Below are 23,787 nucleotides of genomic sequence, written 5' to 3' on the forward strand. Positions count from 1 at the left end.
GACGCCTTGGTAGGCCATTACCCCACCAACAAGCTGATAGGCCGCGAGCTCATCTTGCACCGAAAAAACTTTCCAACCACCACACTAAAGGCAGTTCATATCCGGTATTAGACCCAGTTTCCCAAGCTTATCCCAGAGTGCAAGGCAGATCACCCACGTGTTACTCACCCGTTCGCCACTCGAGCACCCCTTGCAAGCAAGAGGCCTTTCCGTTCGACTTGCATGTGTTAAGCACGCCGCCAGCGTTCGTCCTGAGCCAGGATCAAACTCTCCACAAAAAAGGCCGTGAAAAGCCCAAACCTAGACAAAAAGACAAACCACAACAAACAACACCACAAAAAGCAGTGTCACCTGAACTGGCAAATCCAAAAATTACATAAAGAAAAAATCTCGAAACCAACCCCCAACCCGACGGGGATAAACAGGAGGCTGGCAAAGTCAGAAGATTTTAAATCATTTACGCCCAAACAACTTATGTTATTTACAATGACGCCGCTTGAAAGAAAAGCGCCATCCGGCATACACCAACCGTGCCATACATATGGCATAACACGGCCACAATGAATAAAATCAACCAACACAAAAAGTACATTGGCACACTATTGAGTTCTCAAACATCGTCACCACACAGCCATACGGAACGCCTTTGGCGGTACGCAGTACTGCGAGTAAAGAAAATATTTGTTGTCAGGGCCTGTTTTCCTACCGCCTCTCTCCAAGAATCTCAGTTCCTGTGGGGCGCTGTCGGTCGCGCTGACTCACATAAAGTTACACACGGCCTTGAAAAAACACAAATGTGCACTTCAATGAAGGTTTTTACCCCTTCTTGAAGTGCACAAAGACAACCTTTTAACGCAGACATTGGATGGCGCTCAGCGTGCCCCAAACCAGCCCATGAGGCCCGGGCTAAACACGTTGGTCTTTGTTGCCATCCGGGGATACGCGGCAACCCACACGACGTAGATGATTGCCATCCCTGTGAGCGTCCACCCCATCGCAACGCTGGGATTGATAAGCCACGCTATGAACAGTACGGCGATTGCTCCCGCTAGCGCAGTTGTGTAGAGCCACGTCAGTTTGTCGGTAATCGCGAAAGTTAAAAGTAGTGACGTCGTTGCAAGACACACGATGGTGAATCCGGCTGGATTGCCGGTCCACATCATGGATACAAGATCGGCCAAGACCGACAGGACCACGGGGATTGCCGTGCACAGCAAAGTGACCTTGGCCCACACACCGCGCGGCAGTCCAAAGGCCACTGCATCTTTGAGTGAGCTGCGGATTGAATCAGCCACTAGCGGTAGGACAATCAACGTAACAATGACACCCACGATGCCCACGCCAGTATCCCACAGCTTGATCAACACGAGATTCACCGCGATCGCGAGGGCGATGCCGATCGCCATCCACATCCAGGCGCGCACCTGGGGGCGCACCACAATTTGCGAAACCGGGGACGCTGAGAACCAGCCCGTCGAAGAATCACCATCGCTGCCTACGATGAGGGAGCTCGCGGTCATGCGCGATGGCTCGACGCGCTTGGCCATGCAGAATATCCACGCTGCCGTTGGCGCTATGAGGACCCACCACGGGAAAGCCCAGGGTGCGCTGACAAGCATGAGCAGCAGCGCCAGGGAGGCATTGATTCGCCGGTGCCCGTTCCAGACGCGCGTACTGAGACCAAAGGTGAGGTAGCGCGAGAAGTCAGGTTGGACCAGGTAGAGCTGGAGCGCCATAAGGAGTGAATACCCGATGGCCCACCCTTGCCCGCGGTCCATTCCCAGCACCGGAAGGATGACAATCCACAAGGCGTAGAAGAAGCTGTTCCAGCTCAGCGCCATATGCCTATAAAGCTTCATCACGCCTCCCCCAATGCCAGAACTGCCTGTTCGAGGGATACCTCGGTGGCGCGAAGCCCCATTTTCTGAGCCATGGCAAAGACGTTGGCGGTGTGGTTGGGGCGGGCGTCGACAAGCGCGCGGTCTGCTACGGCTGAGGTTTCGCGCTCAAGCACTGGGAGCTGCAGGCGCCCCAGCGCGCGATCGAGGGTTTCGGCAGAGCCAGTGAGCTGGACGACGCCCTCAATGAACTCATCGATGGGACCGGACAGCGGGTTCTCCCCCATCAGCGCCACGGTATCGAGCAAACCAGACAGCTCGTTAAGGTGATGGGTGGAGACGATAATGGTGCGGCCGTGCTCTTCACGCAAGACGTCGTAGAATACCTCCCGCTTGGCGGCGTCGAGGCCGAGATAGGGTTCGTCGAGAAGCATGTATGGCACCCCCGAGGCCACCGCAACAATGAAGCTCGCTGCGGACTTCTGCCCGCGGGAAAGGCCCGAGTAATTCTTCATTGGAAGCTCGAAGCGCTCGACCAGCTCCTCAGCGCGCGCTGTGCTCCACGTGGGCCAGCGCAGGCTTGCCACGGTGAAGATCTTCTTCACGTTCCAACCTTCAGGCAGTGGGTTATCTATGCCCATGAGGACAACCTTGTTGAGGACTTTTTCATTGTCGTAGGGCTTGTCGCCGTCGACTTTGATGCCGGAGCCGCCGAGCTGGCCAGCAATCTTGCGCAGCAAGGTGGTCTTGCCAATGCCGTTGGGGCCGACGAGGCCGTGCGTGAGGCCGTCGTCGAAGGTGAAGTGCGGGGTAGAAATCATGAGTAGAGTCCTCGACTTTCTGCGACAAGGTCGATGAGGTCATGGAGTTGCTGGCGGGTGTAGCCCAGGTGCACGGCTTCGTCGATGAGCGGTGCGGCGTATTCAGCCGCAAAGTCTTGGCGACGCCGCGCCCGGATAAGGTCTGCGGCACCAGAGGTGACGAACATGCCGATACCTCGGCGTTTTTCGAGGATTCCGAGATCCACGAGGAGGGTCAGGCCCTTGCGGGCAGTGGCGGGGTTGATGCTGTGGAAAGCGGCGAGCTCATTCGTGGACGGTGCCTGGGCGCCCTCGGCGAGAGTGCCCTCAATGATGGCGTCCTCGATGAGTACCGCTATCTGACGAAAGAGTGGCTGCGCGGAGTTATCCATGCAGTCTCCCTAGTTGGTTGGTTACTCATGTAACTAACCATATAACCTGCCCTGCAACCTCCGCAAGACTTGCGGCAAACACGTTTATTACCTGGGAATTTCCCCAAGGTTATCGACGTTTTGTGACTAATGGGGCACACTGGATGACACCAGCCTTAAGCTGGAGACCTCACGAAAGTGATCATAGAAAAATTAGTTAGAAACGATAGAACGGAATTTAGGAGCCATGCTTGAACGAACACTTGTCTTCGTTGACACGTCATACCTACTGGCCAGCTTTTATAACTCTTGGGAGACGGGGGCCCGCGCCCAGCTAGAGATTGATTTACCCGAAGTAGTCAGCTCCCTCGGTTCCATGATTGAGAACCAAGTAGGCAACCCCATCCACCGCCAATACTGGTACGACGGAATCCCCGATACCGGCCCCCACCGTTACCAGCGAGCACTGCGGGTCTGCGATGGCGTCCAATTGCGCACCGGTCAGCTCATCGAATGGGGCGAACGGCGAACCCAGAAAGCCGTGGACACCCGCCTCGTCGCCGATATGATCGTTTCCGCTATGAAGGGCCAAGTCACGGATTTCGTCTTGGTCTCCGGCGACGCAGACATGATTCCCGGGGTCCAGGAGGCCGTCAACAATGGTGTGCGCGTGCACCTTTATGGCTTCGGATGGGACTCCATGTCTTCAGCTCTGCGCCATGCCTGCGACTCCACCACGATCCTCGATCCGCGGGAGGACTTCGCCGATGCGATGGAGCTTGAGGTCCTTGAAGGCCCGCTGCCGCCGACCATCCGCGAGCCCCAGAGCACCGGAGAAGGAAGCGAAGACGCTAGCGATTCCGCCACCGAGGACGCCCCAGAGTGCGACGAACCTACCGAGGCACAAGCTGCCTTCCCCTCTGCGCCAAAACCTGGGCCGGCAACACCTTCCGCCGCGGCGCAAGACGTGGCTGCCACCGCCTCGCACCCAGAGTCGGCAGCACCGAGCGCCCCCGCCGACGAAGAGGAACCCGCCCCCTGCGGCGAACAAACCACAAAGCCCAGCGCCGCGGATCAGAAGCCCGCGGACTCAGAAGAGGAAACGGGCACCGAAGCCCCGAAGCCTGCCCCCAAACCGGCCGCGCCCAAGCCGTCGATGATGGCGCCGCGCCGCAAGCTGCGCTCGAAGTATGTTCCCCTCCCCGAGGAAGTGTGGAGCTCCGCCGGCTTCCAGTCCCCCTTTGACGTGGGGCAGCAATATGCCTCGTGGTGGTTCGACAACGCCGCGAGCGCCGATCAGCGCGACCAAGCCCATCTCCTTTCCGGCGGCGGTCTGCCGCCGGAGATCGACCGTCCGCTGCTGCAGTTCGCCTGCGAAACGCTGCACGAGTACACGCTCACCGAAACCCAGCGCGTCAACCTGCGCGATGGCTTCCACTCCGGCATCCGCGGCGTGCTAATCAATATCCGCCGCCAGGGCAGCTAGACCGTCGAGGCGCACAGGGACCTTAACAAAGGGACCTTCTGGAGCGCGGGGTGGTGAAATCCCCTGGCCGCAGAATGCGGCCTGCTCCAGAAGGCCCCTTTTCGCGCTGGCTACTACTTATCCTCAGCGTCCTTGGCTTCGGCGCCGGCCTCGAGCTCCTCTGTGGTCTTGGAGGATGAGCCTTCCAGCTCCTTGTTCTTGGCCATCTCAGCGCGGATCTCATCCAAGCGGGACATAGCGGCCATATCGTGTCCCGCCGCCGAAATCTCCTGAATCCGGCTACCACCAGCTGCCTGGTGCAGCTCCTGGGCGCCGAGCGCATCAGCGTAGCGCTTCTCAATCTTGGCGCGTACCGAATCCATCGTAGGCGTCGAGTCATCCGGCTTGAGCTCATTCATGGAGTCCAGAGCCTCAGCGTTCTTCTCCTGCATCGCCGCCTGATCGGCTTGGGACAGCAACTGGTCCACCTGCGCGAGCTGCTCCTTCAGTCGGGCCTCCGACTGCTGTTGCTGGGCCTTTGCCTGCTCCGCCGCTTGCGCGGCAGCCTCGTGCTGGGACTTCAGATTCGCCAGCTCATTTTCTACGGCAACCAGCTGGCTCGCCACAACCTCCGCTGCCTGGTTGTACTCGGCGGCCTTCTGCGGATCCTCGGAAGCGTCCGCCAACTCCAAGGCCCGGCGCGTCTGATCCTGGTAGTCCTTCTGAGTTTTCACTAGGCGGTTGAGCTGCATTTCCAGCTGGGTTTTGCGGCCAATAATCTCCGCTGCGTGCTCGGAAATCTGGCGGTGCTGTTCCTTTGCACCTTCCACGGCCTGCTGGATTTGGACCTTGGGATCAGCGTTCTCATCGATCTTCTGATCGAAAGAAGCCATCACATACTTCCAACCTTTGCTGAATGGGTTTGCCATTGCGCTCACTCCTTAGTGGTTCCTGCAGCAGTAATCAATGCAGCGCTCGTTAGTGCTTTATATGTAAAGACGCTTTCCTGCGAGTGTAGCGATACTCACAGGAAAGCGCGCAGCGGTCCATCTCGACCGCCTTTTCAGAAACATCCGGAATTATTAGGCCTGCTGGCTCTCCACCTGGGCGCGGACCTCATCCATATCGAGAGCCTTGACCTGGCTAATGAGATCTTCCAGGGCTGCCGGCGGCAATGCACCCGACTCGCGGAAAACCAAGATGCCGTCACGGAAAACCATCAACGTCGGGATGGAGTTAATTTGCAGCTTCGCAGCCAGCTCCTCGTTTGCCTCGGTATCCAACTTGGCAAAGGTGGCATCAGGGTGCTCCTCGGATGCCTTCTCAAAGACCGGGCCGAAGCGCTTGCACGGACCGCACCATTCCGCCCAGGCATCCACGAGGGTGATGCCATCGCCGGAGATGGTCTCCTGGAACGTCTCTTCAGTGATGTCAATCGTTGCCATGTCTCTTCCTATCTGTTTCGGGGAAATTTGTAGGTTCTTTCAACTCTCAACGGTACACAAGGCCCAATTATTCCTTGCGCCTATACCCCTAGGGGGTATACGCTCAACGGTGTATCTACCCACTACTTAAGGAGTCTGATCACGACCATGAGCACCACCACCTACACCGTTAACGGCATGACCTGCGGCCACTGCGAACTCTCCGTGAAGGAAGAGATCTCGGAGATCAAGGGCGTCACCGACGTTACCGCTGACCACACCACCGGCGCCGTCACCGTGACTGGTGAGGGCTTTAGCGATGACCAGGTCGCCGCTGCCATCGCCGAAGCCGGCTACGAGTTGGCCTAAGCATCATGACCACCAGCCTCACCCTCGGTATCACCGGGATGACCTGCACCTCCTGCTCATCCCGAGTTGAACGCAAGCTCAACAAGCTCGACAACGTCGAAGCCACGGTCAACTTCGCCACGGAATCTGCCGCCGTGAGCTATGACCCAGCCACAACAACCCCCGCCGATCTCATCGACGTCGTCGAAGGCGCAGGCTACGGGGCTTTTGCGGTGGACGATGAGGGGGAGGCGTCGGCAAGCACGGCGGACACCGCCCGCGAGGGTGAGGCTTCCGACATCCTGCAGCGCACGCTCGTCTCTGCGGCGCTCTCGCTGCCCGTGATGCTCCTCTCCATGGTCCCGGCCCTCCAATTCCAGAACTGGCAGTGGGCCTGCCTGGTACTCACAACGCTCGTCTACGTCATCGGAGGCGCGCCCTTCCACCGCGCCACGTGGGCCAACCTGAAGCACGGCGCCGCCACGATGGACACGCTCATCACGTTGGGCACCACCGCCGCCTTTGGCTGGTCGCTCTACGCGCTCTTCTTCGGCAACGCCGGCATGCCCGGCATGACCATGCATATGACGCTGCGTTCCAATGACGCGCAGATGGACCACATTTACCTCGAATCAGTGGGGATGGTCATTACGTTCCTGCTGCTTGGGCGCTGGTTTGAGCTCAAAGCAAAGGGCCGCTCCTCCGAGGCGCTCACCACGCTGCTGACTATGGGTGCCAAAGAGGCGACGGTGCTGCGCGGCGATACTGAAACCCGGATCTCCATCGGTGACCTTCACGAGGGCGACATTTTTGTGGTTCGCCCCGGCGAGAAGATCGCCACCGATGGTGTGGTCCTCAACGGCCACTCCGCCGTGGACGAATCCCTGCTCACCGGCGAATCATTACCGGTTGAGGTTTCACCCGGCAGCACGGTGACGGGTGCAACCATCAACGCCTCCGGGCGGCTTGAGGTGCGCGCCACCCGCGTCGGCTCCGACACCGTCCTTGCTCAGATGGGCGCGCTCGTCACCGCAGCCCAGACCTCGAAGGCCCCGGTGCAGCGCCTCGCCGACCGCATCGCCGCTGTCTTCGTTCCCATCGTCATCGGCATCGCTATCCTCGCGCTCGTGGCTCACCTGTGGGTCGGCGGAGTTGCCCCGGCCTTCGTGGCCGCCGTCTCCGTCCTCATCATTGCGTGCCCTTGCGCCATGGGCTTGGCGACGCCCACCGCAATCCTCGTGGGCACCGGGCGCGGCGCCGAACTGGGAATACTCATCAAGGGCCCGGAGATCCTCGAATCGACCCGCCAGATCGACACCATCGTTCTGGATAAGACGGGCACCATCACCGAAGGCCAGATGTCAGTAGCGGCGGTTCAGGCCACTGCGGGGCACTCAGAGCAGGAGGTTCTCCGTCTTGCTGCCGCCGCGGAGCAGGGCTCCGAGCACCCCATCGCGCGAGCCATCCGCGCGGCTTACGACGGCAACACCCCTGCAGCCGAGAACTACCACGAGCTAGCGGGCCAAGGGATCGAAGCAACCGTTGAAGGTACCCGCGTGCGGGTGGGACGCCCGCCTGCGGGCTACGACGGCACTGGGACGCAGGTCGGCGTCTACGCGGCGGATGACGTGGTGGGGACCATCGAGCTACAGGACCGCGTTAAGGAGTCCGCAGCCGCCGCCATCTCCGCCCTCCAGAACCTAGGCCTTACACCCCATCTGCTCACAGGGGACAATGCCAGTGCAGCCCACGCGGTGGCGCGGGCGGTAGGCATTGATGAAGCCAACGTGACAGCAGAGGTTATGCCCTCTGACAAGGTGGACGCTGTAGCCCAGCTTCAGCAGCAAGGAAAGACCGTGGCCATGGTCGGCGATGGCGTGAACGACGCCGCGGCACTCGCACAGGCGGACCTCGGCATCGCGATGGGTGCTGGGGCTGATGTCGCCATCGAGGCCTCTGATATCACGGTGATGAATAACGACCTGCGCTCTGTGGCCGATGCCGTACGGCTTGCGCGCGCTACCCTGCGCATCATCAAGGGCAACCTATTTTGGGCCTTCGCCTATAATATTATTCTTCTACCTGTTGCCGCTTTTGGCCTGCTCAACCCCCTTTTCGCGGGTATAGCCATGGCGTTGAGTTCGGTTTTTGTTGTCAGTAATTCTTTGCGCCTGAAAAGCTTTCACTCCGCAGAGTATGCTTAGCCTGCATGAATCGTCTTGATCATCGCTCTATCTCTCGCACGGAGAGGCTCGACCGCCTTCCCGTCACCGGCAAACACAAACGTCTTCTCTTCGGCTCCGGCATTGGCTGGGCGCTCGACGCCATGGACGTGGGCCTCATCTCCTTCATCATGGCCGCTCTGGCCGTGCACTGGGGAATCACGCCGACCCAATCCTCGTGGCTGGCGTCCGTGGGCTTCATCGGCATGGCCTTGGGCGCTACCTTCGGAGGCCTCTTGGCCGATAAGTTTGGCCGCCGCCACGTCTTTGCCTTGACCCTGTTGGTCTATGGCCTCGCCACGGGTGCCTCCGCCCTGGCGACGGGCCTCACGCTTCTCATCGTCCTGCGCTTCTTCATCGGTCTCGGCCTGGGCGCCGAACTGCCGGTGGCCTCCACGTTGATTTCCGAGTTCGCCCCACTCAAGGTCCGCGGGCGCATGGTGGTCTTGCTGGAGGCCTTCTGGGCGGTGGGCTGGATCCTGGCCGCGGTAGTTGGAACGTTTGTTGTGGGGGCGTCGGAAAGCGGCTGGCGCTGGGCGCTCGCGCTCGGCATGGTCCCCGCCCTTTATGCACTTTTCGTACGCCTCCACCTGCCGGAATCGGTGCGCTTCCTAGAGTCGAAAGGCCGCCACGAGGAGGCAGAGGAGATCGTCGCCTCCTTTGAGGCAGAGGTGGACTCGACGGACATCGACCGCACGACCCCGGCACCGACCTACTCCGAGGAAGACGTCACCGCCGCCAGCATCTGGTCGCCGTCCCTGCGCGGGCGCACTCTCGCGTTGTGGACCATCTGGTTCTGCGTCAACCTGTCCTACTATGGCGCCTTCATCTGGATTCCTTCGCTGCTGGTCGCCGACGGATTCTCCCTGGTGAAGTCCTTCAGCTTCACGCTCATTATCACCCTGGCCCAGCTGCCCGGCTACGCCGCCGCGGCCTGGCTCATCGAAGTATGGGGGCGCCGCACCACGCTGGCTGCCTTCCTCGTGGGCTCCGCGCTTTCCGCAGGTCTCTATGGCTTTGCCAGCACTGAGGCCACGATCATCCTGGCCGGTTGTTTGCTGTCCTTCTTCAACTTGGGCGCGTGGGGTGCTTTGTACGCCATCGGTCCCGAGCTCTATCCCACCGCGCTGCGCGGGCGCGGTACGGGTGCTGCCGCCGGCTTCGGCAGGCTCGCATCCATCCTGGCGCCGCTCATCGTTCCGCCGCTCATCGCGGTGGCAGGAACGGGCTGGCTCTTCGTCCTCTTCGCGGCCGCCTTCGGCACCGCTGCTGTCGCGGCGCTGACCCTGCCAGAATTCAAGGGTAAGACCCTTGCTCAATAGGGTCGCCCTTGGCGCGTGGGTCGCGGTCATGGTTACGCTGACTACGCTGAAGTCCTTCTTTCAGATTGGCTACCTCTGGAAGCCGGAGAACCAGCGTGTCCGCGATCTGCGCTTGGTGCCGCTCGATGAATTTTCCGGTGGCACGTGGTTTGGCCCGCTCTTTGAGTACGCGGGCAATACCGCTTTCTTCATTCCCTTCGGAATGCTCGTCTTCAGCATGTGCCGTTCACTCAAGGCCACGGCCGCGTGGGGCTTCGCGCTGAGCCTGGCGCTGGAGACAGCACAGTACGCCTTCGCCCTGGGACGCACCGATATCGATGACCTCATCTTCAATACGCTCGGCGCGCTGATCGGCGCGGCATTCGCCCGGCTGTGTGGCGAACGCTTCTTCCCCGTGTGGCGGTGGCTCGCACTCGCCGCAGCAGCCGTCTTCCTAGTCTTAGTCATTCTCGGCCCACGGTTGGGTGACCCCAACGCCGTGGTGGACCTGTGATTTAACCGTGCGCCATGTTGACGAACTTGGAGTAGTGCAGCTGGTGCGCCACCTTCACCGTGTCGATCGGGCCGCCACGGTGCTTGGCCAAGATGATGTCCGCCTCACCGGCGCGGGGATCATCGCGGTCCTGTGAGTCCGGGCGATACAGGAGCATAACCATGTCGGCGTCCTGCTCGAGCGAGCCGGATTCACGCAGATCCGCCAGCTGTGGCTTCTTATCGGTACGGGACTCTGGGCCACGGTTTAGCTGGGAAATCGCGATGAGCGGGACCTCGAGCTCCTTGGCCAGCAGCTTGAGCTGGCGGGAGAACTCCGAAACCTCTTGCTGGCGGGACTCCACCTTCTTGCCCGAGGACATCAGCTGCATATAGTCCAGCACAATGAGGTCGAGCCCGTGCTGCTGCTTGAGGCGGCGGGCTTTCGAGCGAATCTCCATCATGGTGAGGTTCGGGGAATCATCGATGAACAGGGGCGCATCCTGGATGCGGTTGAGGGTGTCATCGATCTTTGCCCAGTCCTCAGTCGATACGCGTCCACCGCGCATATCCGACAGCTTCACTTCCGCCTCCGCCGACAGCAAGCGCATGACGATTTCCGAGGCGGACATCTCCAAGGAAAACACCACGGAGGTCTTGTTGTGCTGCAGAGATGCCGAGCGCATGAAGTCCATGGCGAGCGTTGACTTGCCCACGCCGGGGCGGGCGGCGACGATAATCATCTGGCCGGCGCGCAAGCCATTGGTCAGGTTATCCAAGTCGATGAACCCGGTGGGCACGCCCGATTCCACACCGTTTTGCTGCAGGGCGGCGAGTTCGTCGATAGTGGGATCGATAAGATCGCTCAGTGCCCGGTAGTCCTCGGTGGTCTTCTTCTGTGCCACCGCGAAGACTTCCTGCTGGGCGCGGTCCAGAACCGATTCGATCTCCATGTCCTCGGAACCTTGGAAGCCGAGCTGGACAACTCTGGTTCCGGCGTCGACCAGCTTGCGCAGCACCGCCTTTTCCGCCACGATCTCCGCGTAGTAGCGAGCGTTGGCGGCAGTCGGCACCGTGGCCAGCAGGGTGTGCAGATAGGGCGCGCCGCCGACCCGCTCGAGGTTGTTGTAGCGATCGAGCCGAGCTGCCACAATCACCGCATCAATATCGGTGCCCGCGGCATAGAGGTCAATCATGGCCTGATAAATGAGCGTGTGCGCAGGATAGTAGAAGTCCTCCGGCTCCAGCTCTTCAATGACCTCCATCACCGTGTTCGGGCTCAGGAGCATAGCGCCAAGAACGCCTTGCTCTGCTTCCCGGTCCGCGGGTGGCTGGCGGAATTCGCCGTAACGCTTCGGCTCCTCCTGACGGTAGGAGCGGCGGGGTTCCTCCTCTACCGGTTCGGGCGGCGGTGGAACCTGATCGTCATCAAAACTGGCATTAGTCATTGTCCATCAATCCCACCGTTCATCGATCCCACCCTGACCGCCCCTGAAAATCTCAGCTTCTATCCGCTCCGGACGGCCAGGCTTTAAGGCAGTGCCAAGCGGCAACCGCGCGTAGTACACAACAGTGTAGCCGAGGCAATGGACACTGCCCCTTGGGTATAACTGCCACAGTTATCCACAGATCCCTGTGGAATTACCAGCTCAGCGGACGAAGGCTCCGCAAAGCGCGAGGTCAAGCCTGTGGATAACTCTGCAAGCCCGTGACCAGCGAAGATAATTACCGCAGGTCAGAGCATGTTTTTCAAGGTGTGAATATACGCACAAAACCCGTGAAAAAGTAGGGCCTTCAACCCGAAATCGGCGCTACCTGCGGGTTAACAAAAGGCGGCGTGAGTAAACTCACTGTAAACTGCACACAGGTTTATCCACAAGTTCCGCGAGTTATCCACATGCCCTGCTTGCCCTGCTTGGGGACGATCCGCCATCCCACATGCCTAGAAAACGGCTCAAGGCCGTGCACCTTCCACCACCTCACATAGTGGGAGGAGCACGGCCTTAAACCTTGCTGTTGTCTGTGGGTCACTTACCTGCGTACCATCGCCGCGCCTCACACGCGGCTGGACGGAGGGTGACCGTCGTGCGCCTTAGTTCTTAGGCAGCGACGACCGAGAAGTTCACCTTGCCGATAACGTCAGCGTGCAGCTTCAGCTCGACTTGGTAGTTGCCGGTCTTCTTGACCAGGCCCTTGGGAAGCACAACGATGCGCTTGTCCAGCTTCGGGCCGCCAGCGGCGGCAACGGCCTTCACGATGTCCTCTGCGGACACGGAGCCGAAGAGCTTGCCGGACTCGGAGGTCTTCACGGGGACATTGACGTCCTTGAGCTCCTCCAGCTGGGTACGGATCTCGCGTGCATGGTCCAGGTCGCGGATTGCGCGAGCTTCCTGGGCACGCTTGATGCCCTCGATCTGCTTCTCAGCACCGCGGGTGGCAACGATTGCCAGGCCGCGCGGAAGCAGGTAGTTACGTCCGTAGCCGTCCTTAACCTCTACAATTTCGCCGGGGGCGCCGAGGTTCTCAACGGCAGCGGTGAGGATCAGCTTCATGATCCCTGCCTTTCAATTGAGTTAAATGAATACTTGCGTGACAGTCTTAGAACGGGGGTTCTGCATCCGCACCACCGAAGCTTCCCGCTTGGGGTGCCGAATTCCACGGATCGTTGCTCGGAGCCGACTGCTGGGACTGCTGCGGGGCAGAAGACTGGGACTGGTTTCCAGAGAAACCACCCTGGTTTCCGGAGAAACCGCCTTGGTTGCCGCCGCCGTAGTTAGCACCACCCTGCTGCTGGCCGCCGCCATAGTTTCCGCCACCGTTGCCGGACTTGCGGTTTACCTGAGCGGTTGCATAACGCAGGGACGGGCCGACCTCATCGACCTCGATCTCAAAGACAGTACGGTTCTCGCCCTCACGAGTCTGGTAAGAGCGCTGACGCAAACGGCCAGTAACAATAACGCGCATGCCCTTGGTCAGGGTCTCCGCAACGTTTTCTGCGGCTTGGCGCCACACGTTGCAGGTGAGGAACATGGCCTCGCCATCCTCCCACTGGGAAGTCTGCTGATTATAGCGACGCGGGGTGGAGGCAACACGGAAATTTGCCACTGCGGCACCCGCCGGGGTGAAGCGCAGTTCCGGGTCGGCGACAATGTTGCCAACGACCGTGATATTGGTATCTCCCTGAGCCATGTCTTTACTCCTTAATATCGGTTACGTGGATTGCTCGAAACCCAGTATCCGCTATTTGCTGTCGGTGCGCAGAACCTTGGTACGCAGAATGGAGTCGTTCAGGTTCAGACGGCGATCGAGCTCGAGAACGGAGTGGGATTCGCACTCCAGATCCACGACTGCGTAGATGCCCTCTTCCTTCTTGTTGATCGGGTATGCAAGACGGCGCTTGCCCCACACGTCAACCTTTTCGACTTTGCCGCCATCCTTGCGGATTGCTTCGAGGAACTTGTCTAGGGACGGGGTTACGGTGCGCTCATCCTGATTGGGATCCAGAATGATCATGACTTCGTAGTGACGCACGGACCTCATCACCTCCTATGGTCTAGTAATTGGTATCGGCCATATCACCTTTGCGGATATGGCAGGAGGGTCTGTTGCGTCAAGCAACCCTCACACAGTACCGCACTGACCGGCGGAAAAGGAAATCCCTTGTCTCCTCGGCCGCCCCCTAGTGAGTCGCGGCGACGAAGATTGCCGAACTCGCAGGTATCACCGTAAGGAAAAGCAGAGCCAGCAACCCCAGCATGATGGGCCAGGTTCGGTCTTCAGAACGCTGAAACAGGTAATAGGCACCCAATACGCACAAGAAACCTATCGTGATGGAGATGATGCCCACGATTGTTATGGTCATCGCGCAAAGTCCCCCGCCAGTGGATCCCTGCCACCGTGCGCGGCACGAACCTTGTCTTCCGACTTGCCCCACATCTGACGGATGATGAGCACGCCGATGGCGATGATGAAACCATCCCGGGTGATCACCGCGATGTCCAGCATCTCGTGCGGCAGGCCCTTGTTCTCCGAGCCGAGCATGTGCCAGGTGAGGATGGGCCAGAGGAGGGCGTCGGCAAGCGCCCAGCTAAAGATGAGGCGCCACCGTGGCAGCGCCAAGAGCGCCGGGACAATGAGCCACAGCGAGTATTGCGGCGACCACACCTTATTGAAGATAAGGAAGGCCATGATGATGAGGTAGATCATCTCAGCCACCCGCGGCGCACGCGGGGTTTTAAGCCCCATGACGGCGATTGCTGCGCAGCTCACAAGGAAGGCCACGAGGGAGAAGGTGTTGAGGAATTCGGCCTCAAAGCTCACGTTCGTAACGCGAGTCAGGAGTGCGTAGATCGTGGTCCACTCCGCCCCACGCTCTTGGTTGAGCCGGAAGAATTCGCGCCAGGCTTCGGGGTAGGCCACCGCCACGGGAAGGTTCACCACGAGCCACGTCGCAACAGTTGCCACGAACATCTTGATGAAAGGTGCCCAGCGCTTGTTGCGGATGGCCAGCACCAGAAAGGCACCCAGAATAAACAGGGGCCACAGCTTAAAGGCCGTGCCGAGCCCAATGAGAATGCCGGCGAGCCAGTTCTTGCCCTTGGTCACCGCAAGCAGAGCGCCGACCATGAACGCCACCGACGGGATGTCCCAATTGGTAAAGGCATGCATGACCACGAGGGGGCTAGCTGCCATGAGGACGGTGTCCCACGCCCGGTTACCTGTGAGCTGGAAAACCATAACCACGGTGCCTACCCACACGAGGGACATGATGAGCGCGGTCAGCCCGAAGTACCAACTGACATCGGCAATCCCAATCCACTCGACGGCCGGGTACGTGGTGCGCGCCAGCCAAGCGACGGCGCCCTGGAACATGCCGGCCAACACCGGGTACTCCATGTAGCGCGTGATATCCCCCTCAACCCAGGAATAGGCATAGGGGAAGCCCGGCTGGTCTAGTCCACGGCCCCCGTAGAGCGGGATGATGTCGTTGTAGCAGAAGGACGTGTACTGACGGTTACCGTCCCAATTCAGGCTAATGAGGCCATCCTCGCCCTTGCGACTACCGGCACAGGTTGCCTTACTCAAGAACCCAAACGCCAGGAATGTCCACGCCAGCGTGATGATCACTCGCAGTGGAGTCCACCACCCGGAGTGGGCTGAGCGAGCAAAACGCCCCGTCGGCCCGCCCAGGGCGTCGACGGCGCCGCGGACCATCGACTCAGAAGAGAGAGGGACTAGCTGAGAAGTCGTGTGTTGGCTCACCAGGGATCAGTCTCCTATTGGCCAAGTAGTTGGTCGAGGCCATCTCCATTGAGAATCTCATCCAGCGAGGGGACCTCAGGATCGGCGGGCTGAGCCGGTTGCTCAGGCTGGGCCGGCTGCGCCGGGGCATCACCATGCCCCTCCTCATGGTGTTGGCCTTCCTCTGGTTTTGCCTCGCCCTCGCCCTCAGCGGCTTCGCCCTCCGGGCTTGCCGGGGTCTGGTCCCACGTCGTGGTCTGGCTCGGGTCATAGACATAGCCCGAACCCCAGCTGCCGACGCCGTAGTTGATCGGATAGGCCTGCGGGAAGGTCTGCTGCTCAGCATTAGCCAGAGAGGTATCCAAGATGGCCTTCCAGATCTTCGTCGGTGCGTCCGAGCCGTACATGATGCCGCCCCACTGATTGAAAATCGCGGAGGTGTTGTCGGCCGTGCCTACCCACACTGCTGTAGCGAGCTGCGGCGTGGAACCGACCATCCACGCATCTTTGTTCTGACCGGTGTCACCCAGCTGGGTGGTACCAGTCTTAGACGCAGACGGGCGCCCGCCAGCTAGCGCGCCATTCGACCATGCGGCAATTGGCTGCATCGCAGAAATAACGTTATTAGCCACGTTGGCGGAGACACGGCGCTCACCGCCGTCGGTCGGGTTCTCATAAAGAACCTCGCCGTTGGCGTTTTCAACCTTCTGCACGAAGTGCGGTTGGTGCCACACACCCTGGTTGGTCAAGGTAGCCATAGCGGTCGCCATGTCGAGGGGGCGGGACTGGTACTGGCCCAGCACGATGCCTTCGTACGGCGTACCGCCGTTCTCTGTCAGGGTCTTTTCAATCCCCGGCAGGCTGCGCGCAACGCCCAATGCGTGGGCCATGTCCGCGGTGTCCTGCGTCTTGTTTTCCAAGTCATCCTGGAGGCGCAGGAAGGACGTGTTATAAGACTTCTTCATTGCCTCAGCGATGGAGCAGCTACCGCAGCCGCCACCCACGTCGTTGGTCACGATCTGCGATCCTGGCAGCTGGTAGGGCGCCGAGGAGTAATAAGTATTGAGATCGATGCCCTGCTGGAGTGCTGCGGCCAGGGTCATAATCTTGAAGGTTGAGCCTGTCTGCAGCGGGGAATTGGCATAATCCCAGCCGCCAGAATCATCGCCGCCATAGTAGCCGCGCACGGCACCCGTAGCCGGGTCAATGGTCACGGCGGCGGCGCGGGCGTCCTCCTGCAGCACTCCAAGCTGCTCGTGGGCGGCGTCGGTTGACGCGTTTTGCACGGTCATGTCAATAGTGGTGGTCACCTTGAGGCCACCGGTGGCCAGCTGGTCCTCGGTAATACCCACACGCGCCAGTTCATCAGTGACCTGGTTCTTGATGTGCCCATAAGCACCGGGTGCCTCGGTGTAGGCGGAGTATTCGCTTGGATCACGGGTCTCCGGGAAAGCCATCTGGGACCGCTCAGCCGCATCCAGATCGCCCATCTCAACCAGGCCATCCATGACGTAGTTCCAGCGGTTCTGCGAGCGTTCCTCATCCACCCACGGATCCAAGACCGATGGGGACTGGATGAGGCCGGCGAGCATGGCGCCTTCCTCCACGGTGAGGTCCTTGGCGTCCTTATTGAAGTAGGCATTGGAGGCAGCCTCGATGCCGTAGGCATTGCGGCCGAAATAGACGGTGTTGAGGTAGGCGTTCAGGATGTCCTCTTTGGCCCACTCATTGGTCATCTTCACCGAATAGATGAGCTCACGGATCTTGCGGACGTAGGAGTATTCGTCACCCACCAGAGTGTTCTTCACGTATTGCTGGGTGATGGTGGAACCACCACCGGCAGTGCTATCACCCGTGAGCTTGCCCAAGACGGCGCGGCCCAGACCAGTGAAGGAGAAGCCCGAGTTGGTCCAGAACTCACGGTCCTCGGCAGCGAGGACCGAGTCCTCCACATAATCCGGGATCTCTTCCAACGTCACCTGACGGCGGTTGCCTTCCGGCGGAACGAGCTTGGCCAGCTGAGTTTCACCATCGCCGGCGACGATGGTGGAGATCTGGCTCGGCTGCAGCTCCTTGGGCCCGGGGACGTCGTATTGCGTATACGCGTAGCCGAAGAGCAGGGCAGGAATGCCCACTAGTACAAACAAAACAGCCAGCACGATCCACGGCCAGCGGCGCTTGCGGCCGGACGAACGCTGAGCGCTCTGTGAGGTGCTCTTCCTGCGATTACCTGACTTTCGCCCGGAGGTTTCCTTTTCGGTCACTGATCCGTGTCCTCATCAATCCTGTACAAAAACTGTAAATACATGCAGCTTACCGGCGTGAACTGGGAAGCCAAAACTACCCTAGAGCATAGACCGTGGCAGCTCGAAGCAGATGATTCCAGCGGCACGCCGGACACACTTCCACAAAATGCACGGTAAATTCCAGCCCTTCAGCGGCCATGTCCGCAATTTCCGCAGCGCTCCGCGCGCTTCCCGCCCGGCGTTTTAAAGCATCTCCATAAACCCAACGGGTCAGCCGCATGTCTGAACCGCACACTGGGCACGGCTTGCACATGTCGACGCCATGGTGTTCCGCCGCCGCGCGAAGGAGAAAGTCGGCATCACATAGCTCTTCCCGCGTCACCTTTCCCGCGCGAAGCTCGCGCAGATGCTGTGCACGCTCCCATTCATAAGAGACTTCGTTGCGGTAGGCCACTTCTGGCCTTGTCTTTGCAGACTCTGCCTTTGACGGAGAATTCACGCCGGACAGTGTAGTGCCGGCGGCGTCAACAATCTAGGCCCTTTCATAGTGCTTCGCGGTGGGAAACCAAATTTTTTAATCGGCTAACTACCGCTCCGCGAAATTACTAGCTACACTTATTTTCCATGAGTGAAGAAACTATCGAATCCCCCATCCCTTACGAGGATGCCCTGGAAGTCGCCCGCCAGATCCAGCCCGCGCTCAACAAACTTATGCTCATTTTCCAGCGCACGACAGAGGGCACATCCCTCACCACGTCGCAGGTCTCCATCATGAACCAGCTGCGCATGCGCGGCCCTTCACGCGTGAGCACCATCGCCCAGGCAGAGCTCATCCGGATGCCTACCGCCTCCAATGCGCTGTACCAATTGGAACGCCAAGGTTTCGTGGAACGCCACCGCGACGAGAAGGACCGCCGCGGTGTCCTCGTCGCCCTTACCCAGCTCGGTGAATCCGAGCTGACCATCGTCTCTCGCCAGCGTGCGGCGGCTTTGGCGGAGATCCTGCGTTGGCTCGATCCGGACGACATCAAGGATGCCAACTCCCTGGTTAACCTGATCTCCAAACTGGCCGATGTCTACCGGCCAATCATGGAAGGAAAATAGACCAAAAAGCGCCGGTAGAGCGGATTTTTATTTTAAGGCGTGAAGGGCCGATAATGAATAAAACGACCCCGAACCTTTTGATGAATGGCTAAGAATTCTTCACACCCCGCGGAAGGACAGTGCTCCCCAGACGCCACGGTCCCTCCGCTCCGCGTCCTTGTTTCGTGGAGCCCCAGCTCCACCGGCACGGAAGCTATCGAGTTTGCCGCGTGGATCGCGCGTTCCACGCCCGTTCAGATCCGCGTGGTATCTACTATTTCGCAACCACTCACCGTGACGTCGCTCAGCAAGCTCACCGGTTCCTATAAAAAGTGGTTCAAGAAGGAACGCGCCGCCTGCGAGCGGGCCGTCAAACAGGCATTGAACGCGGCTGGGGTAGACAAGTCCCAGCTCGATAAGAACGTCTCCGTTCTCATCGCAGGGCCCTCGCGCCCACAGCTCTTGGAGGAGGCGGCCAAGGAATTTAACGCGAGCGTCATCCTCCTCGGCGCAAACCAATCCGCACCCAAGGGCCGTTTCTTCTCGGGCTCTACCGCCGATGCGCTTTTGCATTATGCGCCACTCCCGGTGGGCTTGACTCCGCGCGGCATCAAGCTGTCTAAGCACGGCATCACCCGCATTAATTTTGCTTTCACCGATCTTGGCAGCGCCGATGATCCCGCTCTCATGCATGCGGCCTGCATTGCGCAGCGCGGCGGTATCCCCCTGCGCATCCTGGCGTTTTCAGCCAAGGGGCTTGTCGACGTCCCCCTCGAATACTCCCCCACCTTTCCTTCCGATGCCCCCAATTGGCGCGAGCATTCGCTTTCGTTGTTGGACCGGGCACACGATTTCATCGCGGATGCCTACCCCGAGCTTTCGGTCACGACGGCCATCGGCAGCGGCCATGGCTGGTCCGGCGCAGTGGACTCGCTGAAGTGGAAGAAGGGCGACCTCCTCTGCTTAGGCTCCGACCCCATGGGCCCCATCGAGCGCGTCTTCATCGGCAGCACCGCCACCGAGCTGCTTCCGCACCTAGGCGTGCCCGTGCTGGTCTGCCCCAGCACCTACACGGCCCAAGCGCGTTAGACTGGCACACCATGGCAGCTGAGCACCCCGAAAACGATCTCACGTCCGACGCGGACTATACGAACCTGCCTCGCCCCGAGCCCCGCACATTTGACGAGCTTGCCGACGAACCCGATCCCCTCGCCGTCGCCGAAGCCAACCGCCGCTCCTCGCGCCAAGCTCTGTGGTTTATGATTGCCATCCTTATCGGCTCAGCGCTCTATGCGCTTCTCCTCGCGGGCATCTTTAAAGTCGCCGGAACCACGACCGACTGCCTCCGCGCCGAGTATGCCGCCTGGCTCTGCACGAGGACCCAGCGCACCGTGTTCGCCACGACGACGCTAATCATCCCCTTCATCGGCATGATTGGCTGCGCCGTCATCATGGTGCGCAAGCTCAAGGCCTATGTGCGCTGGCGCGGTTGGATGGCCATCTTCTGGGTCATGGCCGGCAACTTCATGATCTGGTGCATCAACGATATCCAGATCCTGCTCGCCCCGGTTATCGAAAACTAGCCCTGCGCCTGGGCAGCTGCCACCTCGGCGCAATCCGGCCGCCCACAGTGCTGTGTTTCCACATGCTGGATGCAGTCATCGCAGATGAGCACCTGCTTACGGCACGTGTCCTCATTAATGCAGTTATGGAACGTGTTGGTTCCCGCCCCGCAATGCACGCAGTGGCCGAGCTGAATGAAGCCCGGATCCTCTAGGCCCTGGCCAAACTCGTGGTGCATGCGCTTGTCAAAGACGTACATCGAGCCTTCCCACAGGCCATCGTTGCCGTACTTTTCGCCGTAGCGCACAATGCCGCCGTCGATTTGATAGACCTCGTTGAAGCCTCTGTTCTTCATCAACGCTGAGAGGATTTCGCAGCGGATGCCGCCCGTGCAGTAGGAGACCACGGGCTTGTCCTTCATCCAGTCGTACTTTCCGGACTCGATTTCGGCGATGAAGTCATGCGTCGTGCGCACGTCCGGCACCACGGCATTCTTGAACTTGCCGATTTCCGCCTCCATGGCATTGCGCCCGTCGAAGAAGACGACCTCCTCGCCGCGCTCTGCTACTAGCTTGTTGACCTCTTCGGGTTTGAGGTGAACGCCGCCGCCGATGACGCCGTTCTCATCCACCTTGAGCTCACCCGGCGCGCCGAAGGCCACGATCTCATCGCGCACCTTAACCGAGAGGCGCGGGAAATCCTCCGCACCGCCCTCGGACCACTTGAACTCCATCTTCTTGAAGCCCGGGTACTCGCGGGTTTCGCGCACGTAGCGCTTGCAGGCCTCCATGTCCCCGCCCACGGTGCCGTTGATGCCGTGCTCCGAAATGAGGATGCGGCCCTTCAGCCCGAGCTTCTCGCAGAGGTTACGCTGCCACAGCATGATCGCGGTGGGGTCCTCAATGGGAGTAAAGCAGTAGTAGAGGAGAATCTTGCCAATAGTCACGCCCGCAAGTCTAGGCCTGCTAATGGCAAGATCCCCAATTTTTCGGTGGAGTCTTAGCGCTTCTGGTACAGCGCGCTCTTGCGGGCAAAGACCGGATCGGAGGTCACCAGGACACCTAGGTTGCGGAAGATGCCCTCATCCACGGAACCCAAGATGGTGGTGGTGTGGACATCGCAGCCCTCGAGTTCCTTCAGCGCGTCGAGCGCGCGGCGGGCGTTCTCGTCCTTGGCCGCGGAGACAGAGAGTGCGATGAGCACCTCGTCGGTGTGCAGGCGCGGGTTCTGCGAGCCCAAGTGCTTGGTCTTCAGCGTCTGGATCGGCTCGATGGATTCCGGCGAGAGCAGGTGCAGGTCATCGTCGATGCCCGCCAGGTGCTTGAGCGCATTGAGCAAGGTGGCCGCCGAGCAGCCCAGGAGTGGGGAGGTGCGGCCGGTGATGATGGTGCCGTCGTGAAGCTGCAGCGCGGACGCCGGGCCGTCGGTCTCCTCCGCCTTCTGACGTGCCGGGAGCACCACCGGGCGGTCGGTGGACTTGATGCCGGCCTTCGCCATGACCACGGCGGCGCGCTCGGACTGCGTGGAGTCGAGGCCGTTGCGGGCCTCCTCCACCAAAGTCTTGAAGTAGCGACGGATGATTTCCTGTCGGGAGGCCTCGCGGCAGACCTCGTCGTCGGTGATACAGAAGCCCACCATGTTCACGCCCATGTCCGTCGGGGACTGGTAGGGAACGGTGCCGGTCAGGCGCTCAAGCAGGGACTTCAGCAGCGGGAAGGCCTCGACGTCGCGGTTGTAGTTCACCGTGGACTCGCCGTGCGCGGAGAGGTGGAAGTGGTCGATGACGTTGGCGTCGTTGAGGTCCACCGTGGCGGCCTCGTAGGCCAGGTTCACCGGGTGATCCAGCGGGAGGTTCCAGATGGGGAAGGTCTCGAACTTGGCGTAGCCCGCCTGCACACCGCGCACGTTCTCGTGGTAGACCTGCGACAGCGCGGTAGCCAGCTTGCCGGAGCCCGGCCCCGGTGCGGTGACCACCACGAGGTCACGGGTGGTCTCCACGTAGTCATTCTTGCCCAACCCCTCCTCGGAGACGATGAGGTCGATGTTGGCGGGGTAGCCCGGGATGACGCGGTGGCGCGCCACCGTCAGCCCCAGGCGCTCGAGGCGCTCGATGAAGGCCTCCGCCTGGCTGTTGCCGTCCTCGAGCTGCGTCATGACGATGTTATTGACAAGGAAGCCGCGGCCCCGGAAGACGTCGACAAGCCGCAGCACATCGTCTTCGTAGAGGATCCCCAGGTCACCGCGCATCTTCTGGCGCTCGATGTCCTTTGCGTTGATGCAGACGAGGATTTCTACGTCATCTTTGATGCGCTCAAGCATCGCAATCTTGTTATCCGGGGTGAAACCGGGCAGCACGCGGGAGGCATGCATGTCATCGAAAAGCTTGCCACCCATTTCCAGGTAAAGCTTCCCGCCGATTTCTTTGCGTCGAGCGTTGATGTGCTCCGACTGCAGCTCAATGTATTTTTCACGGTCAAAACCGATTGCGCGCCCCATAGTATTTATGGCCCTTCCGTTCAACGGGTAGTACCCGGAAAGTCTACAGCAGCACTGCCCCCGCGTAGACTTCCTGACATGCCTGAGGGACACGTTATTCACCGCCTTGCTCGGACACTCAATGCGGACTTTCGCGGCGCGCCGCTGGCTGTGAGCAGCCCCCAGGGCAGGTTTGCTGCGGAGGCCGCGCTTGTCGACGCCTCACCCCTCTCCCTCGCCGAAGCTTTTGGCAAGCACCTCTTCCTCCACTTCGATGCGGATAACCCGCGCCACGTGATTTACATCCATTTGGGGCTCATTGGGTCCCTGCGCTTTGAGCCTTCCGCTGATGTGTGGGGGCAAATCCGGCTGCGCATCGATAACGGAACGACGGCCGCGAACCTGCGCGGCCCGCAGTTCTGCACGCTCATTACGGAGGAGGAATACCAGGCCAAGGTGGCGAAGGTGGGCCAGGATCCGCTCCGCACAGATGCCGACTCTGATGCGCTGTGGGCCCGCGTGCATGCCTCGCGGCGCAGCATCGGCGCGATGCTCATGGACCAAGGCCTCTTTGCTGGTGTGGGCAATATCTACCGCGCGGAGGTGCTGTTCCGCCAAGGGCTCTCCCCCTTCATCCCGGGCACGCAGCTCGACCACGCGGAGTTCGATGCCATCTGGTCGGACCTGGTGGAGCTCATGGACTATGGCGTCGAGCACGGCCGCATCGACACGGTCCGTCCCGCGCACACACCGGAGGCCATGGGCCGCGAGCCGCGCAAAGATGACCACGGCGGCGAGGTCTATGTCTACCGCCGCGCCGGGCTGCCGTGCCATGTGTGCGGCACCGAAATCCGGGAGCAGGTCATGCAGGGCCGCAACCTCTTCTGGTGCCCTACCTGCCAACCCGCGCGCTAGGGT

The 23,787-nt window shown here is 60.4% G+C and carries 24 protein-coding genes and 1 rRNA gene; 9 read left to right on the forward strand and 16 right to left on the reverse strand.

What is annotated here, in order from left to right; translation table 11 throughout:
• The 4 genes from QP999_RS04105 to QP999_RS04120 form a co-directional block, all read right to left on the reverse strand.
• Window positions 1–278 (reverse strand): 16S ribosomal RNA (locus QP999_RS04105); the annotation flags it as partial.
• Between the two features lie 594 nt (window positions 279–872).
• Complete coding sequence (locus QP999_RS04110; protein ID WP_070561786.1) at window positions 873–1,859, reverse strand: hypothetical protein; 987 nt, start codon at window positions 1,857–1,859, stop codon at window positions 873–875.
• Window positions 1,859–2,659, reverse strand: coding sequence for an ATP-binding cassette domain-containing protein (locus QP999_RS04115; protein WP_070561788.1), 801 nt, complete (start codon window positions 2,657–2,659; stop codon window positions 1,859–1,861). Before QP999_RS04115 ends, QP999_RS04110 begins: the two co-directional genes overlap by 1 nt.
• Window positions 2,656–3,030: a GntR family transcriptional regulator gene (locus QP999_RS04120; RefSeq protein ID WP_010187877.1), complete on the reverse strand. Its 375-nt coding sequence runs from the start codon at window positions 3,028–3,030 to the stop codon at window positions 2,656–2,658. The genes QP999_RS04115 and QP999_RS04120 overlap by 4 nt, the downstream gene beginning before the upstream one ends.
• Before the next feature lie 226 nt (window positions 3,031–3,256).
• Between QP999_RS04120 and QP999_RS04125 the strand changes: the two genes are divergently transcribed.
• The gene (locus QP999_RS04125; RefSeq protein ID WP_070684645.1) at window positions 3,257–4,495 is read left to right on the forward strand and encodes an NYN domain-containing protein; all 1,239 of its coding nucleotides are present in this window, start codon (window positions 3,257–3,259) and stop codon (window positions 4,493–4,495) included.
• Between the two features lie 113 nt (window positions 4,496–4,608).
• Here the strand turns inward: QP999_RS04125 and QP999_RS04130 are convergent, their stop codons facing one another.
• Both QP999_RS04130 and trxA read right to left on the reverse strand, forming a co-directional pair.
• Complete coding sequence (locus QP999_RS04130) at window positions 4,609–5,403, reverse strand: PspA/IM30 family protein (RefSeq protein WP_070533741.1); 795 nt, start codon at window positions 5,401–5,403, stop codon at window positions 4,609–4,611.
• Window positions 5,404–5,556: 153 nt separating this feature from the next.
• Window positions 5,557–5,919: a thioredoxin gene (gene trxA / locus QP999_RS04135; RefSeq protein WP_070524226.1), complete on the reverse strand. Its 363-nt coding sequence runs from the start codon at window positions 5,917–5,919 to the stop codon at window positions 5,557–5,559.
• A gap of 147 nt (window positions 5,920–6,066) precedes the next feature.
• Between trxA and QP999_RS04140 the strand changes: the two genes are divergently transcribed.
• From QP999_RS04140 to QP999_RS04155, 4 genes are read left to right on the forward strand one after another with little or no spacing between them, the layout of a single operon-like run.
• Window positions 6,067–6,267, forward strand: coding sequence for a heavy-metal-associated domain-containing protein (locus QP999_RS04140; RefSeq protein ID WP_070563962.1), 201 nt, complete (start codon window positions 6,067–6,069; stop codon window positions 6,265–6,267).
• A 5-nt stretch (window positions 6,268–6,272) separates the two neighbouring features.
• Window positions 6,273–8,450, forward strand: coding sequence for a heavy metal translocating P-type ATPase (locus QP999_RS04145; RefSeq protein WP_284847741.1), 2,178 nt, complete (start codon window positions 6,273–6,275; stop codon window positions 8,448–8,450).
• Between the two features lie 5 nt (window positions 8,451–8,455).
• Window positions 8,456–9,790: an MFS transporter gene (locus QP999_RS04150; protein WP_070524220.1), complete on the forward strand. Its 1,335-nt coding sequence runs from the start codon at window positions 8,456–8,458 to the stop codon at window positions 9,788–9,790.
• 28 nt (window positions 9,791–9,818) lie between these two features.
• Window positions 9,819–10,283 carry a VanZ family protein gene (locus QP999_RS04155; RefSeq protein WP_284847842.1) on the forward strand — a complete coding sequence of 155 codons (465 nt, stop codon included), beginning with the start codon at window positions 9,819–9,821 and terminating at the stop codon, window positions 10,281–10,283.
• Window position 10,284: 1 nt separating this feature from the next.
• Here the strand turns inward: QP999_RS04155 and dnaB are convergent, their stop codons facing one another.
• The 8 genes from dnaB to QP999_RS04195 all read right to left on the reverse strand — a co-directional run bounded on the left by dnaB (window position 10,285) and on the right by QP999_RS04195 (window position 18,202).
• The gene (gene dnaB / locus QP999_RS04160) at window positions 10,285–11,709 is read right to left on the reverse strand and encodes a replicative DNA helicase (protein ID WP_010187892.1); all 1,425 of its coding nucleotides are present in this window, start codon (window positions 11,707–11,709) and stop codon (window positions 10,285–10,287) included.
• A gap of 651 nt (window positions 11,710–12,360) precedes the next feature.
• Window positions 12,361–12,813 carry a 50S ribosomal protein L9 gene (rplI, locus tag QP999_RS04165; protein ID WP_070524218.1) on the reverse strand — a complete coding sequence of 151 codons (453 nt, stop codon included), beginning with the start codon at window positions 12,811–12,813 and terminating at the stop codon, window positions 12,361–12,363.
• A gap of 46 nt (window positions 12,814–12,859) precedes the next feature.
• On the reverse strand, window positions 12,860–13,450 hold the full coding sequence (locus tag QP999_RS04170) for a single-stranded DNA-binding protein (protein WP_010187897.1): 591 nt from the start codon (window positions 13,448–13,450) through the stop codon (window positions 12,860–12,862).
• A 51-nt stretch (window positions 13,451–13,501) separates the two neighbouring features.
• Window positions 13,502–13,792, reverse strand: a complete 291-nt coding sequence (gene rpsF / locus QP999_RS04175; RefSeq protein ID WP_180952128.1) for a 30S ribosomal protein S6 — start codon at window positions 13,790–13,792, stop codon at window positions 13,502–13,504.
• A 148-nt stretch (window positions 13,793–13,940) separates the two neighbouring features.
• Window positions 13,941–14,123 (reverse strand): hypothetical protein, encoded by a 183-nt coding sequence (locus QP999_RS04180; protein WP_070524214.1) that lies wholly within the window; start codon window positions 14,121–14,123, stop codon window positions 13,941–13,943.
• Complete coding sequence (locus tag QP999_RS04185) at window positions 14,120–15,475, reverse strand: glycosyltransferase family 87 protein (RefSeq protein WP_284847843.1); 1,356 nt, start codon at window positions 15,473–15,475, stop codon at window positions 14,120–14,122. The genes QP999_RS04180 and QP999_RS04185 overlap by 4 nt, the downstream gene beginning before the upstream one ends.
• Window positions 15,476–15,537: 62 nt before the next feature.
• The gene (locus QP999_RS04190; RefSeq protein ID WP_284847742.1) at window positions 15,538–17,766 is read right to left on the reverse strand and encodes a transglycosylase domain-containing protein; all 2,229 of its coding nucleotides are present in this window, start codon (window positions 17,764–17,766) and stop codon (window positions 15,538–15,540) included.
• A gap of 76 nt (window positions 17,767–17,842) precedes the next feature.
• Entirely contained in the window at window positions 17,843–18,202 is a 360-nt protein-coding gene (locus tag QP999_RS04195) for a DUF5318 family protein (protein WP_143335008.1), read from the reverse strand.
• Window positions 18,203–18,372: 170 nt separating this feature from the next.
• On the opposite strand from QP999_RS04195, the gene QP999_RS04200 reads away from it, so the two are divergent.
• The 3 genes from QP999_RS04200 (at window position 18,373) to QP999_RS04210 (ending at window position 20,414) form a co-directional block, all read left to right on the forward strand.
• Window positions 18,373–18,852, forward strand: coding sequence for a MarR family winged helix-turn-helix transcriptional regulator (locus tag QP999_RS04200; RefSeq protein WP_070524207.1), 480 nt, complete (start codon window positions 18,373–18,375; stop codon window positions 18,850–18,852).
• 84 nt (window positions 18,853–18,936) lie between these two features.
• Complete coding sequence (locus QP999_RS04205) at window positions 18,937–19,920, forward strand: universal stress protein (RefSeq protein WP_284847743.1); 984 nt, start codon at window positions 18,937–18,939, stop codon at window positions 19,918–19,920.
• Window positions 19,921–19,931: 11 nt separating this feature from the next.
• The gene (locus tag QP999_RS04210; protein ID WP_070561807.1) at window positions 19,932–20,414 is read left to right on the forward strand and encodes a hypothetical protein; all 483 of its coding nucleotides are present in this window, start codon (window positions 19,932–19,934) and stop codon (window positions 20,412–20,414) included.
• Here the strand turns inward: QP999_RS04210 and trhO are convergent.
• Together trhO and QP999_RS04220 are read right to left on the reverse strand one after the other, a co-directional pair.
• The gene (gene trhO / locus QP999_RS04215) at window positions 20,411–21,340 is read right to left on the reverse strand and encodes an oxygen-dependent tRNA uridine(34) hydroxylase TrhO (protein WP_284847744.1); all 930 of its coding nucleotides are present in this window, start codon (window positions 21,338–21,340) and stop codon (window positions 20,411–20,413) included. The two genes, QP999_RS04210 and trhO, sit on opposite strands and share 4 nt — an antisense overlap.
• A gap of 53 nt (window positions 21,341–21,393) precedes the next feature.
• Window positions 21,394–22,890 carry a DUF1846 domain-containing protein gene (locus tag QP999_RS04220; protein ID WP_070524200.1) on the reverse strand — a complete coding sequence of 499 codons (1,497 nt, stop codon included), beginning with the start codon at window positions 22,888–22,890 and terminating at the stop codon, window positions 21,394–21,396.
• A gap of 78 nt (window positions 22,891–22,968) precedes the next feature.
• Here QP999_RS04220 and QP999_RS04225 point away from each other — a divergent pair, with 78 nt between their 5' ends.
• The gene (locus QP999_RS04225; RefSeq protein WP_284847745.1) at window positions 22,969–23,784 is read left to right on the forward strand and encodes an Fpg/Nei family DNA glycosylase; all 816 of its coding nucleotides are present in this window, start codon (window positions 22,969–22,971) and stop codon (window positions 23,782–23,784) included.
• Window positions 23,785–23,787 lie beyond the last annotated feature (3 nt).

This window comes from Corynebacterium sp. MSK004 (genome assembly GCF_030232515.1).
Classification (GTDB): Bacteria; Actinomycetota; Actinomycetes; order Mycobacteriales; family Mycobacteriaceae; genus Corynebacterium; species Corynebacterium hesseae.